This window comes from Acidimicrobiia bacterium (genome assembly GCA_029210695.1).
In the GTDB taxonomy this organism is placed as follows: Bacteria; Actinomycetota; Acidimicrobiia; order Spongiisociales; family JAHEDJ01; genus JAHEDJ01.
Genome location: JARGFH010000025.1, coordinates 34,373 through 50,552, shown reverse-complemented (window position 1 = coordinate 50,552; position 16,180 = coordinate 34,373). Strand labels below are relative to the sequence as shown.

The following is a 16,180-nucleotide window of genomic DNA, read 5'->3' as shown; positions in this document are numbered from 1 at the left end:
AACAACCCGCCCCGGACCCGACCATGAATTGGGTTAGGAACCCGGCGACCTATATCAAAGAGTCAGATACACCTCAGGGTAGCGCCAGCTTCGCCAGACCGTCATCGATCTCAGCTGCCACGTCTTCGATGTTGCGACCATCGACGGCTGCCAGAACGTCGAGGTAGGACTCCACCGCTTCGTGCCGGATGACGGTGGCATTCGGCTCCACCGACACGTCGGCAACATCCCCGAGGGTTACGACCGTTCCGCCGGGAGTCGGAATCTGGATGGCGCGAACGTCGTCAACCGTCTGGCGGATGGCGGGAGCGCCCCACACGACGACGTCAAACACCTTCTGCTCTTCGAACAGGTTCCCGACGACGATGCCCGACACCAGCGTCGCCGCCCGCCGCCGGACGTCCCCGGGTTTGAGGCCATGGGCGTACGCCCGGTCGAGATCGACGGCGACCTCGATCGTCGGTTGCTCCGCGGGCAGATCGATGCCGGCGCTCGCCACTCCATCCGTCTCTTCAACGAGGGCCAGGACTTCTTCGGCAGATGTCCGCAGGACATCAGGGTTGTTGCCGTAGACGCGGACGGTCAGCTCGTTCGCCGGCCTGCCCAGAATCTCGGTGACACGCTGATCAGAGTACGTCTGCACTCTGCTGGTCACTCCTTCGATACCGGCTGCCAGTTGCTCGATGGCTACCAGTGCCGGCTCATAGTCGGCCGTTGCATCCAGCTTGGCCCAGATCTCGGCAGAATTGACGTTGACTACCTGGTCGGACGTCATTGCCCGACCTACGTGGGCGGTGACACCGGTGACGTCCGGCAAGGACCCCAGGTCGTAGACCGCCTGTGCGGCGATCTCATCCATCCGAACCAGAGAGGTGCCGGGCGGTGCATCCAACCGGACCAGCACGTCGCGCTGTTGCAGGGCGGGGCGCAGGGACTGATCGAAGAACGGAAGGACAGCCAGAGCCGCTCCGACGAACACGACGAAGACGACCGCAGCTGCGGTGAGTCTTCCAACGATTCGCTCTATTCCTACCGAGTACCTCTCCTTCATCGCCCGAACGACGCGACCGTCGGCTCTGACGACGTGTGGATCCTGCAACAGAAGCGCACTCAGCGCCGGGGTGACCGACAAACTCACCACCAGCGCGGCTGCTATCGCCAGCAGATAGGAGGATGCGATGTGCGGTAGGAACGCGCCCCCCTCACCCTCGAGGAAGAAGAACACCAGGACCACCGCACCCGATATCACTGCCGCGTAGAGCGTGGGTCCCCGCCTCTGGAGGACCGCATCGCGGACACGGTGAAGTGGTGATCGCTCCTCGACCCTCTGCTCCAGGGCAGCCGCTGATTGAGCCCAGGCACCGACGATCGCGTCATCGACGATGACCCCGGCGGCCAGCACGAGGCCGGCGAGAGTCATCACATTGACCGTCGCATCGCTGACATACAACACCAGGCCGGCCGTGGTGAGTGCCGCGGCAATCGATACTGCGGCAATCAGAACCATCCTCCAATCCAGGAACGACAGCACGAGCACGAGCAGCAGCATGAAGGCGCCGATGAGCAAGATCATCCCCAGGTTGTTGAATGCAGTCGCTACGAAGGACGCCGGCCGGTAGATCGAACTGTCTATTTTCAACCCGGGAAGTCCCGGACCGAGGGCGCGGAGCGCGGCGTCGATGTCATTCGTGACCTCCGGCGTGTTCGCTCCCGGGAATTTCTCGATTACCAGCAACACGCATGGACCGGAGCTACACCTGGCGTCCCCGATGAGCGGCTGGTGGCCCGTCACGATCTGTGCTACTTCGCCCAGCGAGAGAGGTCGTCCGTCGACGTAGACGGCCTCCCCTTCCTCGCCTTCCACGGTAACCCGGGCGAGTTCTTCGGGGGTCGAGATCGCCTGCTCGTGGAATACGTGTAGTCGCTGGTTGACCGTGTCGATGAAGCCCCCGGTTCCCGGACTCGAAGCCTGCAGGAAAGTGAGCGGCGAAACCTCGAGCGCGTTGCCCGCAGTGCGAATCACCTGACTCAATGTCACGTCCTGAGCCTGCAGCCGCTCCGGATCCACCAGCACCTGCAGTTGCCTGTCCCGGAAACCCCAGATCGAGATGTTGGCAACGCCCTTCACCCCGAGGAGCCGCGGCACTACCACCCAGCGGGCGAGCACCGACGTCTCAATGGGACTCAGCACGTCGGAAGACATCGACACCATCGCCACCCGCCCCGTGGATGACAAAGGTTGGATCATCAGCGGCGGGGCGGCCACCTGGGGGAGACCGGCCGCCTGCGCCAGCCTCTCTGCGACCACCTGACGGGCGTCCAACAGGTCTGTGCCCGGTTCGAACGTCATAACCACCGAGGACAGTCCCGGCAACGAGGCCGACTCGATGCTCTCCAGAAAGGCGACCCCGCTGAGTAGGTCTTGCTCGAGTGGGATCGTCATGAGGCGCTCTACTTCGGCCGCCGACAAACCGAGGGCCTCGGTCTGCACTTCGACGGTCACCGGGCTGAACTCAGGCAGCATGTCTTTCTTGACGTCGTTGAGCTGAAAGATGCCGAAGACCAGCATCCCCGCAGTCAGGGCAAGAACGATCCGGCGGAACTTCAGACTCCACTCGACCAACCAGCGCATCATGTTGTGATACCTCCGCCTTCAGAATGGACTGCCGTCCGCGAAATGCGGCGCCGACGTGTCATCCAAGTCGACACGTGGACGCGCCAAAGTGGCACAGGGAAGGTGTTGGATGCCGCAGGCCGAAAGCCCGAGCGGAGATCGGCCCACCCATGGTCCCCAGGATGGGCCCCGTCGTAACAACAGAGCAGGTTAGGGTCTGCGCCTCCCATGCGAATAATCCCAATCCGGATTCCGATGTGACCGCCGGAATCTCACCAGCCTGCATGTAACCTACATGGCGAGAACGCGGACTGTGAGAAGAGCTGAGAATCTTCTCCTGTGTACTGCGCGGGACGTGCTCACGTCATGTTTCCCTGAGGACCACAACGGAAGAGATCCTGCCCGAGCGCCGGAACACAGCCTATGACCATTATTGACCCCAACCCGAGCCGGCTGCCCGGCCGCGTATGGTTGACGGTAGGTGCCGTCGTCGTCCTCTTGTTGTCGACGTCGGGGAGATACGGATTCCATCGCGATGAGCTGTACTTCCTCGTCGCCGGCCGGCGGCTCGATTGGGGCTTCGTCGACCAGCCACCGCTCACGCCTCTGATCGCCAACGCGGCGGAGCAATTCGCCGGCACCTCACCGGTTGCGTTGCGCGTTCTCCCGGCGGTGGCGATCGGAGGCGTCGTGATCCTTGCGGCTGCGATGGCCAAGCGGTTCGGTGGCAGCACGAAAAGCCGGGTCTACGCAGGGGTCACGGCCGGCGGAGCGGGTGTAGCCCTGGCAATGGGGCATCTCTTGAGCACAGCCGCCTTCGACTACTTCCTTTGGACCCTTGCCGCCTGGATGCTCGTGCGCCTGCTCGACGGCGACGATCCCCGCTGGTGGCTCGGGCTGGGACTCGCCGTCGGCGTCGGCCTCCAGAACAAGCATCTCATCGGCCTCCTGGCGCTGGCGGTGCTGATCTCATTGCTTGCCTCTTCCCGGCGCAGCCTGCTGGGCGGGAAGTGGCCATGGATCGGGGCGGGGACGGCCGCTCTGATTGCCGTCCCCAACCTCATCTGGCAGATCGGCAACGACCTGCCGCAGCTGGAAATGGCCAGATCCCTCGCCGGGCGAAGCGACGGCCCCGTGGCGTTCGTATTGCAGCAGATCGGCCTGCTCTCGATCGTCCTGGCAGTTCCGGCGGCGGTCGGACTGTGGCGTCTCCTCCGGGCGGACGACCTGCAGCGTTGGCGGCCGATCGGCCTCGCTTTCGTGCTCTTGTTCGTGTTCTTCCTCCTCACCGGCGGCAAGGCCTACTACGTTGCGCCGATGTATCCGGCGCTGCTGGCGGCAGGCTCCCTCTGGTTCGAACGCCTGGAGGGGAGGCGGCGGAAGATCATGATCGGCGCCACAGCAGCAGGAATCTTCATCGGGCTATTCATCGCGCTCCCGCTGCTCCCGCCGTCGGACATGTCGGTACTGGACGCCACCGGTGAACTCGGCGAGACCGTCGGGTGGCCCGAACTGATCGACCAGGTCGTCGCCGTCTATGAGATGATCCCGGTCGATCAGCGCGCCGACGTCGCCATCTTCACCGGTTCGTACGGCGAGGCCGGGGCGGTTGACGTGCTCGGGCCCGAGGTAGGGTTGCCGCCCGCTACGAGCGGGCACAACAACTACTGGTTGTGGGGCCCGCCGGGCCACCACGGGCCGATCATCGGGGTTGGTCAAATCGGTGACGTTCTTGCCGGCATCTGCCCGACCACCGTCCAGGCAGGCACGATCACGAACCCCTACGGTGTTGAGAACGAGGAAGCCGGCTTGCCGTTGTTCCTGTGTCTTGCTCCAGAGGGTCAGCTCGCCGACATCTGGGACCAGGTCCGTCACTACAACTGACAAGCCGCAATCCCGGCTTCATTGCCTGCCATGTGAAACTCCCGGGCCTTGCGACCCGGGAGTTGATCCACCTGGAACGTTGAGGTTGGACGGCTAGCCGCCGTACTGCCTCGGTTGGGCGAGGCGAACCGTGAGGTCGCGACCCTTCAAATCAGAGCCGTGCAACGCCTCGATCGCGGTTCGCGCAGCGGTCTCGGACATGTCGACGAAGCCGAATCCCTTGGATCGCCCGGAACGCCGGTCGATGATCACAGTGGCCTGGCGTACCTCGCCGAAGCGGCCGAACAACGTCTGAATGTCGTCGGCGGTGGCGTCCCACGGCAGGTTGGCCACGTACACACTTTGCTCATCCCTGGCCGGATGACGCGGTACGTTCTCGGATGGAGCCGGCCGACTGGTGGCGGCCCGTTCGCGATGAGTTCCGTTCTTCGGACCGGAAGCTCCCCGGCCCCGGCTTACCGGCGACAGGTCACCCATCTTGTACCCGCCATGCTGGATCGCGTCGAGTTGGGGCGCCTCGATCGGAACCCGCAGGTCGAGATCTCGCTGCATGATGCGGACGTTTCTCTGTTGCTCGCCGGTTACAAGGCTGACCACCGTTCCGGTGGCGCCGGCGCGAGCCGTACGACCGGATCGATGGAGATAGTCCTTGGCGTCGCCCGGCGGATCAAAGTGAATCACGGATGCAACCGCCTCGATATGGATTCCGCGCGCGGCAACGTCCGTTGCAATGAGCGCCTGAGCCCGACCGGACGAGAACGTCTGGAGGGCCCTGCTGCGCTGGCTCTGGGAGCGCCCGCCGTGCATGGCAACCGCCGCGACACCCAGCTTGTCCAACTGCTTGGCGAGCCGGTCGGCGCCGTGGCGGGTCCGGGTGAATACGATCGAGCGACCGGCCGCCTCAATGAGGTCTGCGGTGTGCTGAACACGGTCATGGTGTTGCACAAGCCAGAACAGGTGCCGGGCGTCGATCGTTTCCGGCTCGACCGTGCCGGCCTCGTGCCGGACGGGTTTGGTCTGATAGTCACGGCTCAGCACAGCGATGTCGCCATCGAGCGTCGCCGAGAACAGCAAGGTCTGACGACGCTTGGCCGTACGGTCGAGGATTCGCCGCACCGCAGGAAGAAATCCCATGTCGGCCATCCGGTCTGCTTCATCGACCACGGCGACTTCAACGCGGCTCAGGTCCACGGATCGCTGCTCCATGAGGTCCTCGAGTCGCCCGGGAGTGGCCACCAGAACGTCGACACCGTTGCGCAGGGCGCCCTTCTGTGGGCCGTAGGAAACCCCGCCGTATACGGCGTGGACGGAGCGGTCGACTGCTCTGGCGAGCGGGGCAAGTTCCTGCTTGATCTGCTCGGCGAGTTCCCGGGTGGGAGCCAGGATCAGCGCCCGTGGTTGATGGCGGGTTGCCTTATCGACCATGGCGAGCAGGGGTAGCCCGAACGCCAGCGTCTTGCCGGATCCCGTTGGGGCTTTGCCGGACACATCCCTTCCGGCAATGGCGTCCGGGATGGTGGCGGCCTGTACCGGGAATGGCTCGACGATGTCCCGCTTAGCGAGGGCACGGACGAGCGTGTCGGGTAGCCCGAGATGGGCGAATGTAGTGGTCATGATGACTCCTGGCCCCCAACGGGGACCGATAGTTGGATATGCCGATGTCTCGCTCGACCGCGCGGCGTCCATCGCCTTGGTGATCGAGAATCGGCCGAAGAGGCGGTCCAACCGGATGAGAAACTAAGCCGTGAGATCTCCGGGGAAGCGACTATTCGCTGGCCTCCACCCGGTGCGGCTTGCGGAACGATAGCAGGGAATCCCGAAACCGGAGACCGTTCTTGCGTCGAGTGTCCTTCGTCGGCGGGAGCCCCAACGTAGGAACGACGGGGTCTCAGTCCTCCGCTCAGGCCACCGAGGCTAGGTGGTCAACGATGATCGAGTCGGTGCCTGCGCGGCCGCGCAGCAAGATCCGCCGGTCGTCGTAGGCAACCTCGATACCGAGGTACTCCCCCAGCGTGACGTGACCCGCCTGAGTTCTTGCTTCATAAGTGCCACCGATTTGGAGGTGGTTGATGTCGATGGTTGCCGCTTCTCGCGGTTGTATTTGTGCCCTCATGGCACTCCTTTGATGTTGGCCCCGGTGGGGCAGTTGATAGAGGTGTGGTCGAACGCGACGGGATACCGTGGCGTGACCGGGTTGTTGAGACGGCGAGCTGAGCGGCTCAGCCATCCTCTTCAGATTCAATGCCGAGCTCGACGAATATCCGCCGGCGCTCCTGGTCGTAGGCGTCCTGTCCGACCACCCCGGCGGCGTGGCGCTCGCTCAACTCATGGAACTCCTCCATGAGTGCCGACTCGTCGTCGGCCTCAACAGGCTCCGAAGCGGCGTCGGGACCGGATTCGCGCTTGATGCGCTTGGCGTCCTGTCTTTCCTGCCGTGCCCGCTCTCGAGCACGTTTTGCCATGCCTTCGCGTCCTCGTTGTGCCATGTCAGGCCGGCCGACCGGCGGACAAGGTGATAGAACTGAAGCAAAGGTGTCGGTTGAACAAAACAAAAGCTGCGGTCGATGTCATTGAGGTGACCTCCTGGGGTCTGCATACCGGCTTTGGCGAGTGAACCGGGCTGCAATACCCGCGGACATTCACACCCAGGACCCGTGTCGAATCGGCGAACGATGAGGTTGCGTCCTCAATGTTTCTGCCTATGCAATAAGAAAGGTTAGCCGATAGCGGCGGAAAGCGGGCATCGCAACAACGAGCGCCGCCATGAATCGCCCGATGAGTCCGGTCGGCAAGACCGAGGATGGTTGACCCACCGGCAACTCGAGGCGTTGGTCTCGTCAGACGACTTTGCTCGGTTTTCCTTCGAGGGAACTCTTCTTCGCCTTCTTCTCGAGGCGCTTCTGCTTCAGATCTTTGGCGGCTGGTTTCTTGGCGCTTCTGCCACCTTTGTCTTTGCTTGCCATCAGTGCCTCCATGCCGGCCGCCGAATTGGCTGCCATGCTCATTGTCGCACGCTGTGCACCCTACACGTCCCATTTGCCGACGATGAGGGCCAGGCGAATCGGTAGTCATGCCATCCGTGTACCATATCCATACCACGGCGGTTCAGTCGCCGTTCACTTCTACTCGCGGAGCCTCCGACCTGGCACCCGGTTTCCCTGCTTGACGAGTGATCGTCACAGCTCGTCACATGGATGGGCCTACTCAATGGAGGATTCATTGGACATCGATTCACACGACACATCGATCGGATTCGTGAGCACATACGCGCCCACCGTTTGCGGCATAGCCAGCTACACCGCATCGCTCGTCAACGCCGTTGCCAGCGACCGGGACTCCAGATTCGGTCTAGGGGTCGTCGACCTCACAGATCGCTCCAGCGATTCGATAACGCCCGACGTTGTCTTCCATCACCGAACCGGCGACCGGGCTTCATTGAGGAAGGCGGCGCGAACGTTGAACTCATTCGATGCCGTGTCGATCCAACACGAGTTCGGGATCTTCGGTGGGACCGACGGAGATGAGGTCATCGACCTCGTCTCGAAACTCACCGTGCCGACGGTGGTCACGTTCCACACGGTGCTCGAGTACCCCTCGGAGAACCAGCGCTTGATCGTCGACCGTCTCGCCGAACAGGTTGACCGTATGGTGGTTATGAGCCAGACGGCATCACAGAGGCTGATCCTCCGGTATGGCGTCGATCCGAAACGTGTCGAAGTGATCCCTCACGGGGCAGATGCTCTGTTCGCCGGTCCTTCGCTGGTGACGGGCGACCGTCCACTCGCCCTCACGTGGGGTCTGATTGGACCAGGCAAGGGACTCGAGTCGGCCATCGAAGCCTTCGGCGAACTCGTCGACCTTGATCCGCTTCCTCGCTACCTGATCGCCGGAGCCACGCATCCTCACGTTCGCGCAGCCGCCGGGGAGTCGTATCGACAGAGCCTGATCTCCCTGGTCCACAATCTCGGGCTTGAAGACCTCATCGAATTCGACAACCAGTACCTCGACCGCAAGAGCCTCGCCAGGTTGGTGCGCAGCGCCGACCTCGTCGTCCTTCCGTACGAGTCTGTCGAGCAGGTGACCTCGGGCGTCCTGGTGGAGGCGATCGCCGCGTCCAAACCTGTGATCGCCACACAGTTCTCCCATGCCGTCGAACTCCTCTCAGGTGGCGCCGGCATCACGGTGCCGCATGGCGACCCCGGCGCGATGAGCGCAGCGCTCCGCCGCCTACTGACCGACGCGCGACTGACGGCCCAAATGGCCCACGAAGCGCAAACTCTGGCAAACGGATGGTATTGGCCAACGATTGGACAGCGGTTTGGATCAATGATGGGAAGAGTGGCAGAAGCAGGCCGTTTTGGTGCTCCACGAATCGCACGGGAGGTGCACCGTGTCGCCGGATGATCGGGCCACAGCTTCCGGACATCCTTCCTCCTCTTCGTTTTTCGACGAGCGGCTGCAACTCCCGCTCCCGGCGTTCGATCATCTCCGAGACCTCACAGACGAGAACGGCCTCTGGGAGCATGCCCGCATGACAACGCCCCGCATCGAGCATGGGTTCTGCACCGACGACAACGCCCGCGCGCTGGTAGTTGTGTCCCGGGAGGCCGCGCCGACCGAAGAACTCGGACATATGGCCGCTACATATCTCGAGTTCCTGCTGGAAGCTCGGACCGTCTCCGGTACATTTCACAATCGCCGCCGGGCCGATGGCGAATGGACCGATGAGGTCGGTAGCGACGATAGCCAGGGCCGAGCCTGGTGGGGTCTTGGCGTTGTGGCCCACCTGGGGACGACCGCATGGATGCGTCGAGCGGGAGCCGACGCCTTCGCGACCTGCAACTCGTTCGACTCGCCTCACCTACGATCCAACGCCTACGCCGCGCTCGGTGCCGCCGAGATGCTGCGGGCCGATCCAGATCACGCCGCTGCCACAGATCTCCTCGAGCGCACGTCAGAAATCATCGCCGGCGCCGCCCGCGCCAGGATTCCCTGGCCGGAGAATCGGCTCACCTACGACAACCCTCGCCTGCCGGAGGCGCTGCTCGCGGCAGGTGCAACGCTCGGCAATCGCCAAATGGTCTCGATCGGCATCAGACTGCTCGAGTGGCTGGTCGGCGTCGAGACGAACGGTGAGTATTTCAGCTTCACCCCATCCGTCGGATTGACTCCGGGGGAGCCGCGCCCTGCCTTCGACCAGCAACCGATCGAGGCATGGGCGATGGCCGACGCCTGCTACCGGGCATGGTCCGTGACCGGCAACCCGGTGTGGCGAGTGCGCGCCGTCAATGCGGCCCGCTGGTTCTTGGGACGAAACGACACAGGAATGGTGCTCTACGACCGGGTCACAGGCGGAACCTGCGACGGTCTGATGGAGGATTCGGTCAACGAGAACCGTGGCGCAGAATCGACCCTCGCCGGGATAGCTGCCCTTCAGATTGCCGCCCTGTGCACACCGGCTGGTGACGTGGCGACGACCCACTGATGCCCTCCGTCCCCATCACACGGTCGCACGTAGAGTTGCTCCCGGACCCACGACGGCTCATCACCAAGCCCTACCTTCCCGCCGATCCGGTCTCGGCCGAGGGGAGGACCCGAATCGAGCAGATGATTCAGCGGATTCTGGCACTGCCCTCCAATGAGTCGGAAGACACACTCGAACAGCTCCGGAAGACATTCGGCCAACGGCACCTGGACCTCGATGAAGTATTCATAAGAGGTTTCTCTGCCGTGGCGCACGCGGTTCCCGATGCGGCCGGGCTCTCCGGCGACCTGCAACGGCTCATCGGGGCCTACTTCGCACACGAGTACTCCCTGGAATCCGCCGCACTCACCAACCCTTCGATCGTCGAAGCTCCCGACCAAACCGGTGTGGCAGACGGCTCGCTTCGGGTAATCGTCAGCTTTCGAGCGATTGGCGAAGGTCATGTCTCGTCGATCGAGTTTCGGACCGGAGTGCTGGGACCGGAGGGAGAGATCGAGTTCGCAACGGCCGGCGTGCCGGTAATCGGCAATCGCCGATCCCCGGAGTTCGACAAGGAGCTGTTTGGTGCCAAGCTCGAGGAGTTGGGTGCCGGCGATGGCCTCGTCGCCCAAACGCTGGGTCGCCTCGGCGACAAGTTCACGATGGCACACCTCGACGCGTCGCTCGCCGAACTCGGTAGAACAGAAGCCTCGCACGAAGTCCAACATGTCCTCCAGGTGATGCACTGGCTGGCTTCGTCCAACTATGAGCTCACGTTCCCTCCACACTCGGAGGTCTCACAGAGGGTGCTGTACCCGAGCGGGCCAACCGAGAGCCAGGGCATGGAAGACGCCAGATGGGTCCGGTTCGTCGAGGCCGACGGATCGGTTCTCTACTACGCCACCTACACGGCTTTCGACGGCTTCAGCATTCTCCCCCAGCTCATCGAGACGGTCGACTTCGAGACCTTTCGAATCGCCACTCTCAACGGACCGGCCGCCCGGAACAAAGGCATAGCCATCTTCCCCCGGCGAGTCGCCGGAGCGTACGCGGCCCTGGCCAGGTGCGACGGGGAGAGCAACTACCTCATGCTGTCGGAGAACGTACGGTTCTGGCACGATGCCGAGCGGATTCAGCTTCCGGCCCGTCCATGGGAGCTGATGCAGATCGGTAACGGCGGCGCTCCGATCGAGACTGAAGCGGGGTGGTTGGTGATCACCCATGCGGTCGGTCCAATGCGGCAGTATTCCCTCGGTGCCATCCTGCTCGACATCGACGACCCCCGCCTGGTCATCGGTCACCTCCGCGAACCCCTGTTGGTACCCGACGAAAGCGAACGAGATGGCTACGTACCCAACGTCGTCTATTCGTGCGGATCGCTGATCCACGGCGATCGCCTTGTGATCGCATACGGCGCTTCCGATACGTCCACCACCTTTGCCACGGCGCCGGTTGATGCGCTCCTAGCCGCGTTGACCTGAACCGAACCTCTCAGCCGTCCTCGAGAATCCGTCGGTATAGCCGCAGGTAGTCGTCGACCATCCTGGCCGCGTCGAATCTCCCCACGATCGAGTTGCGGACGCCCGGGCGGTCGAGAAGGCCGGCATCGCGAGCAGCAGCCACCGCTTCCTCTCCGGTCGAGACCAGGAACCCGTTCACACCCGGCTGAATGATCTCTCCCATCGACCCGCGCTGATGCGCGATCACCGGGGTCCCGCAGGCCATCGCCTCAACCACACTGAACCCGAATGGCTCGTCGAAGTCGATCAAGTGAAGAAGCGCCCGGGCACCGCCCAGGACCTCCTGGCGGACCTCCGGGCCGACCGGCCCCAGATAGCTCACGCGATCGCCGTCGATGTGCGGCTCAACGGCGCGCTCGAAGTACTCGCGGTCCTGGACGATACCTGCGATCACGAGCGGAATTCCCGCCCGGCCGGCCACTTCAATCGCAGTGGCCGTTCCCTTGTCGGGATGAATCCTCCCAAAGAATACCAACGAGTCCCCGCCGGGACCGACATCGAAAGACTCGATGTCGATGCCGTGATGAATCGTTGCCGCGTAGGGAAGAGCCGGGTGTCGGTCGGCGTCGCTGATCGCAACGTACCGCACCCGGTCGGCGTATTCCAGGTAGACAGGCAGCGTGGCGTCTGAGGCGAATCCGTGAATCGTGGTGACGATCGGCGTCTCGACCAGTCTCGTGAAGGTGAGCGGCAAGAAGTCGAAGCTGTTGTGAATCAAGTCGAACTCTCCGGCGCGCTCGAACACGGCAGCAATGTGAAGCGCCTCCCACACCTTGGCGTCGAGAGTCGGGTCTTCCGAGTACCCGGTAGGGGCTATGCCCACCAATCGGGCCGACGTAACGGAATCGGCCGTGGCGAACAGGGTGACGTCGACTCCGCGAGCCACCAGCCCCTCGGTGAGCAGCGAGACGAACTGCTCCCAGGGTCCGTAGTGCCGGGGTGGAACCCGCCACGAAATCGGGGCGAGCACCGCCACCCGGAGCGGATCCCAGGCATGACGGGTATTCGTAGCGTTGTTCACTCAGCTCAACCTTCCCCCGCCGGAGTACGAATCGGCATTGGCCTGTCTGCGGTGTCCGTCACATTCTCTCACTCCGGTTGCGGCAGCGTTCGAACCTCGGGCGAGCGGGATCCTCGTGCTGTAGGAGTTGAGCGGCGGGTGGAAGAACTCCCGTACCACCCTTGGTCCGGGCCTCCGTGTTGAATCCCTAGAATCCTCGACAGCCGACGAGAAGGGAAACGCGTGGGGTATGCGATTGGTGGCGTGATCATCCTCCTGATAGCGGCAGTTGTCGTTATCTACAACGGGCTGGTCCGGCTCCGCAACCGGACGGACAATGCATGGGCGCAGGTCGACGTCCAACTGAAGCGGCGGTACGACCTGATCCCGAATCTCGTGGAAACCGTCAAGGGCTATGCCGCCCATGAGCAATCCACGTTCGAGCAGGTTGTGGAAGCGAGGAACCAGGCGCTGGCAGCCGGGACGGTCGAGGAGCAGGCAAAGGCTGACAACTTCCTCACCGGTGCGCTCCGGCAACTGTTTGCCCTGGCCGAGTCCTATCCAGACCTGAAAGCCAGCCAGAACTTCTCGGAGCTCCAAGCGCAGCTGGCCGAGACCGAGAACAAGGTGGCCGTGTCCCGCCAGATCTACAACGATGCCGTCCTCACGTTCAACAACCGGGTTCAGACGGTGCCGTCCAACCTGGTGGCGGCGATGACCGGCTTCGCCGTGAAACCGTTTTTCGACGCCCCTCCGGAGGCGGATCAGGCGCCGGAGGTGCGTTTCTGAAGCGAGTCGGGCGCCATCGGTCGATCGGCTTCGTCGCCGTCCTGGCGACGCTGTTGTCGTTTCTCGCGGCCGCACCTGCAGACGCCAAGTCCTTCGACCTCACCAATGCCGACGTCGAAGTCGTCGTCGAACCGGATGGTTCGGTTTCGGTGGCCGAACACATCACGTTCGTGTTCGATGACTCGTTCTCGGGAGCCTGGCGCGACATACCGCTCCGAGCCGGGGAAGAGGTGGTCGACGTCCGGGTCGCCGAGGCTGGTGTGGCCTACCAGCCGGGCGCCTCGACGGAACTCGGCTCGTACGGCGATCCGGGAACGTTCGGGGTCGAGCGGCGGGCCGGGTCGGTGCGGGTTGTGTGGCACTACGACGCCTACATCGAAGCCCGCACTTTCACGATCAGCTATCGAATCCTCGGACTGGCAGTTGCATACGACGATGTGGTCGACGTCAACCTGAAGGTATGGGGCGACCAGTGGGAGCAGCCGCTCGACAACCTCTTTGCGGCGATGTACTTGCCTGGCGACCAGTCGTCGGGCGACGTGCTGTTGTGGGGCCACCCTCGCTCCGTCAACGGGGCAACCTCGCTCGGGGCGAGTGGAACCTCACCGAGCCTGACGGCTGACGGAATCCCCGCCGGCCAGTGGGTGGAGCTCCGGGTCGTATTCCCTCGCTCCGACCTGCGATCGACCGATGGAGCGACCGTCATTGCCGGCAACGGCCTCGATGAAATACTCAACTATGAGCAGACACAGGACAGCCAGGCGGCCACCGCCCGGAGCCTTCTCGTCGTCCTGGCCGTAATCATCGCATTGATGGCTTTCCTACCGGCCACTATTGCGGTATTCGTCATCTATCGCCGGCATGGGCGCGAACCGGCGGTTGCCTACGACCGGGAGTATGAACAGGAGCCGCCCTCCGACCATCCGCCCGCTGTGATCGGAGGACTGCTCCGGCAAGGCTCGGCAGCCACCGAGGACTTCGTCGCCACGATGTTTGACCTGATCCGCCGCGGCGCCCTGCGCGCCCAGCCGGTCAACGTCGAAAAGAAGACCTGGCTGGGACTGGGTCGTGAGGACATCTCCGATCTCGAGATAGGACTCGCCAGGACCGAACTCGCCGATGGGGCCACGGAGAAGCCGGTCATGGAGATCCTCGAGCGAGTGTTGTCGGACGGCCCTCTGGCGCTCACCGAGTTCCGCCACGAGATTCGCGAGGATGCCGCAGCCAACGCCGCCACCTACAAGACCTTCGAGAGCGAAGTTCGAGAAGAGCAGGTTCGACTCGGGCTGCTCGACCGCAGAGGCGGCAAACCGCTTGCCTTGACCATCGGAATCCTCATCGCCGTGTTCGCGGTCGTATTTATGATCACGCTTGCCGTGGCCGGCACAAGGTGGACGCCGGTGCTCGTGCCCGGCCTCGTCATTGCCTTCTTCATCAACGCCGCCGTCTTGCTGGTTTTCGGGGTCAAACAGACGGGTTGGGTGAAACGCACCAACGAGGGTGCACTGCTGGCGGTGCGCTGGCAGGCGTTCAAGAGGTATTTGCAGGACTTCAGCCGCCTGCACGAAGCACCGCCGATCGCGCTAGGTCTCTGGGACGAGTACCTCGTATACGCAATCACCCTGGGGGTAGCGGACGATGTGCTGGAGGCGGCCCGGATCCACGCACCGGAGGAACTAGCCCAGACCAGTCACATCTACTGGTACGGCTCGCAGGGGTTTTCCGGCGGCCACTCCACCAACGCCCTGGCCGGACTGCAATCGGCACTGAGCGGCGCTTTCGCTCCCCCGAGCTCATCAGGCGGCGGGTTCAGTGGCGGCGGCGGTGGCGGCGGTGGCGGTGGTGGGGGCGGCGCCTGGTAACACAAGACGGCCCGACCGATCAACGGCGGTCGAAACCTCACACGTTGATGACGGTTTTCCCTCGTGCGTGGCCCGCTCCGACATAGGCGACGGCTTCACCGGCTTCGATGAGGGGGTACGTCCTGTCGACGATCGGCGTTACGTCCCCGGACTCGATCAGCTCGACCAGAGCAACGAGGTCCTCCTGCTTCGGGAGTGACAGAAACGGGTGCAGGCGGTGACCCACGAAGGGCGACACCATCCAGGCCCTGAAGATCCGGCCAACACTCCCGAACCACGGGCCACCGTGGCCGCTGTTGGGGATGAGAGTCCCCTTGGGCACCAGCACACGCCGACGAACAGACAGCGATTGCTTGTCGGCGATGTCGAGGATGAGGTCGTAACGCTGGTCTCCCTGCGTGAAGTCGTCCCGGGTGTAATCGATGACATGCTCTGCGCCGATCGAACGGACCAGTTCCATGTTGTTCGTGCTGCACACGCCGGTGACTTCCGCCCCTATTGACCTGGCGATCTGCACGGCGAACGACCCGATACCGCCGGATGCCCCGACAACCAGGACCTTCTGTCCTCGCTGCACCTTTCCGACGTTGCGGAGGGCTTGCAGGGCAACCATCCCGGCCATCGGAACGGCCGCCGCCTGCTCGAACGTGAGGCTGGGCGGCATCAAGACAACACTGCCCTCACCTGTGCACACGTACTCGGCGAAGGCGCCCGTGCACCAACCGAAAACCTGATCCCCCGGCTTGACGTTTGTAACGTCGGCGCCGATCGCCTCCACCTCACCGGCAACATCGGTGCCCCGGAGCCCTTTCCTAGGTTTTCGCAACCCGTACCCCAGCCGCATGATGTACGGCATGCCTCGCACCATGGACCAGTCGGCCCAGTTGACACCGGCGGCGCGGACCCGAATCAGCACTTCGTCGTCTTTGGGGCGCGGCGTGTCGATCTCCTTGAGGCCCAGTACAGAAGGCGGACCGTACTCATCGTGAACCATTGCCTTCATGGTGTTCTCCTCATTCAGGGCAGAGTCAGCTTGTGTCATCGATC

At 63.5% G+C, this 16,180-nt stretch carries 13 protein-coding genes; 6 read left to right on the top strand and 7 right to left on the bottom strand.

Annotated elements, in window-relative coordinates; all coding sequences use genetic code 11:
• Positions 1-73 precede the first annotated feature (73 nt).
• Positions 74-2,635, bottom strand: coding sequence for an efflux RND transporter permease subunit (locus tag P1T08_09825; protein ID MDF1596374.1), 2,562 nt, complete (start codon positions 2,633-2,635; stop codon positions 74-76).
• A 402-nt stretch (positions 2,636-3,037) separates the two neighbouring features.
• On the opposite strand from P1T08_09825, the gene P1T08_09820 reads away from it, so the two are divergent.
• Positions 3,038-4,498 (top strand): glycosyltransferase family 39 protein, encoded by a 1,461-nt coding sequence (locus P1T08_09820; protein ID MDF1596373.1) that lies wholly within the window; start codon positions 3,038-3,040, stop codon positions 4,496-4,498.
• A gap of 93 nt (positions 4,499-4,591) precedes the next feature.
• Here P1T08_09820 and P1T08_09815 read toward each other — a convergent pair whose 3' ends face one another.
• The 4 genes from P1T08_09815 to P1T08_09800 all read right to left on the bottom strand — a co-directional run bounded on the left by P1T08_09815 (position 4,592) and on the right by P1T08_09800 (position 7,503).
• On the bottom strand, positions 4,592-6,112 hold the full coding sequence (locus tag P1T08_09815) for a DEAD/DEAH box helicase (protein MDF1596372.1): 1,521 nt from the start codon (positions 6,110-6,112) through the stop codon (positions 4,592-4,594).
• 286 nt (positions 6,113-6,398) lie between these two features.
• Positions 6,399-6,611 carry a hypothetical protein gene (locus P1T08_09810; GenBank protein MDF1596371.1) on the bottom strand — a complete coding sequence of 71 codons (213 nt, stop codon included), beginning with the start codon at positions 6,609-6,611 and terminating at the stop codon, positions 6,399-6,401.
• Positions 6,612-6,717: 106 nt separating this feature from the next.
• A complete protein-coding gene (locus P1T08_09805) occupies positions 6,718-6,960 on the bottom strand; it encodes a hypothetical protein (GenBank protein MDF1596370.1) in 243 nt (80 codons plus the stop codon).
• Positions 6,961-7,335: 375 nt separating this feature from the next.
• Complete coding sequence (locus P1T08_09800) at positions 7,336-7,503, bottom strand: hypothetical protein (GenBank protein ID MDF1596369.1); 168 nt, start codon at positions 7,501-7,503, stop codon at positions 7,336-7,338.
• A gap of 202 nt (positions 7,504-7,705) precedes the next feature.
• Between P1T08_09800 and P1T08_09795 the strand changes: the two genes are divergently transcribed.
• From P1T08_09795 to P1T08_09785, 3 genes are read left to right on the top strand one after another with little or no spacing between them, the layout of a single operon-like run.
• Positions 7,706-8,902: a glycosyltransferase gene (locus P1T08_09795; protein MDF1596368.1), complete on the top strand. Its 1,197-nt coding sequence runs from the start codon at positions 7,706-7,708 to the stop codon at positions 8,900-8,902.
• Positions 8,889-9,983, top strand: a complete 1,095-nt coding sequence (locus P1T08_09790) for a glycosyltransferase (GenBank protein MDF1596367.1) — start codon at positions 8,889-8,891, stop codon at positions 9,981-9,983. Before P1T08_09795 ends, P1T08_09790 begins: the two co-directional genes overlap by 14 nt.
• A complete protein-coding gene (locus tag P1T08_09785; GenBank protein MDF1596366.1) occupies positions 9,983-11,443 on the top strand; it encodes a glycoside hydrolase family 130 protein in 1,461 nt (486 codons plus the stop codon). Before P1T08_09790 ends, P1T08_09785 begins: the two co-directional genes overlap by 1 nt.
• A gap of 10 nt (positions 11,444-11,453) precedes the next feature.
• Here the strand turns inward: P1T08_09785 and P1T08_09780 are convergent, their stop codons facing one another.
• A complete protein-coding gene (locus P1T08_09780; protein MDF1596365.1) occupies positions 11,454-12,503 on the bottom strand; it encodes a glycosyltransferase family 4 protein in 1,050 nt (349 codons plus the stop codon).
• Between the two features lie 222 nt (positions 12,504-12,725).
• On the opposite strand from P1T08_09780, the gene P1T08_09775 reads away from it, so the two are divergent.
• Positions 12,726-13,271 (top strand): LemA family protein, encoded by a 546-nt coding sequence (locus P1T08_09775; GenBank protein ID MDF1596364.1) that lies wholly within the window; start codon positions 12,726-12,728, stop codon positions 13,269-13,271.
• A gap of 53 nt (positions 13,272-13,324) precedes the next feature.
• A complete protein-coding gene (locus P1T08_09770; protein MDF1596363.1) occupies positions 13,325-15,133 on the top strand; it encodes a DUF2207 domain-containing protein in 1,809 nt (602 codons plus the stop codon).
• Positions 15,134-15,170: 37 nt separating this feature from the next.
• Here the strand turns inward: P1T08_09770 and P1T08_09765 are convergent, their stop codons facing one another.
• On the bottom strand, positions 15,171-16,175 hold the full coding sequence (locus tag P1T08_09765) for an NAD(P)-dependent alcohol dehydrogenase (protein ID MDF1596362.1): 1,005 nt from the start codon (positions 16,173-16,175) through the stop codon (positions 15,171-15,173).
• Between the last annotated feature and the right edge of the window lie 5 nt (positions 16,176-16,180).

Coding starts and splice junctions, on each gene's coding strand:
- P1T08_09785 (MDF1596366.1), top strand. CDS start 9,983: ATGCCCTCCGTCCCCATCACACGGTCGCACGTAGAGTTGCTCCCGGAC.
- P1T08_09795 (MDF1596368.1), top strand. CDS start 7,706: ATGGAGGATTCATTGGACATCGATTCACACGACACATCGATCGGATTC.
- P1T08_09810 (MDF1596371.1), bottom strand. CDS start 6,611: ATGAGGGCACAAATACAACCGCGAGAAGCGGCAACCATCGACATCAAC.
- P1T08_09805 (MDF1596370.1), bottom strand. CDS start 6,960: ATGGCAAAACGTGCTCGAGAGCGGGCACGGCAGGAAAGACAGGACGCC.
- P1T08_09815 (MDF1596372.1), bottom strand. CDS start 6,112: ATGACCACTACATTCGCCCATCTCGGGCTACCCGACACGCTCGTCCGT.
- P1T08_09765 (MDF1596362.1), bottom strand. CDS start 16,175: ATGACACAAGCTGACTCTGCCCTGAATGAGGAGAACACCATGAAGGCA.
- P1T08_09820 (MDF1596373.1), top strand. CDS start 3,038: ATGACCATTATTGACCCCAACCCGAGCCGGCTGCCCGGCCGCGTATGG.
- P1T08_09825 (MDF1596374.1), bottom strand. CDS start 2,635: ATGATGCGCTGGTTGGTCGAGTGGAGTCTGAAGTTCCGCCGGATCGTT.
- P1T08_09800 (MDF1596369.1), bottom strand. CDS start 7,503: ATGAGCATGGCAGCCAATTCGGCGGCCGGCATGGAGGCACTGATGGCA.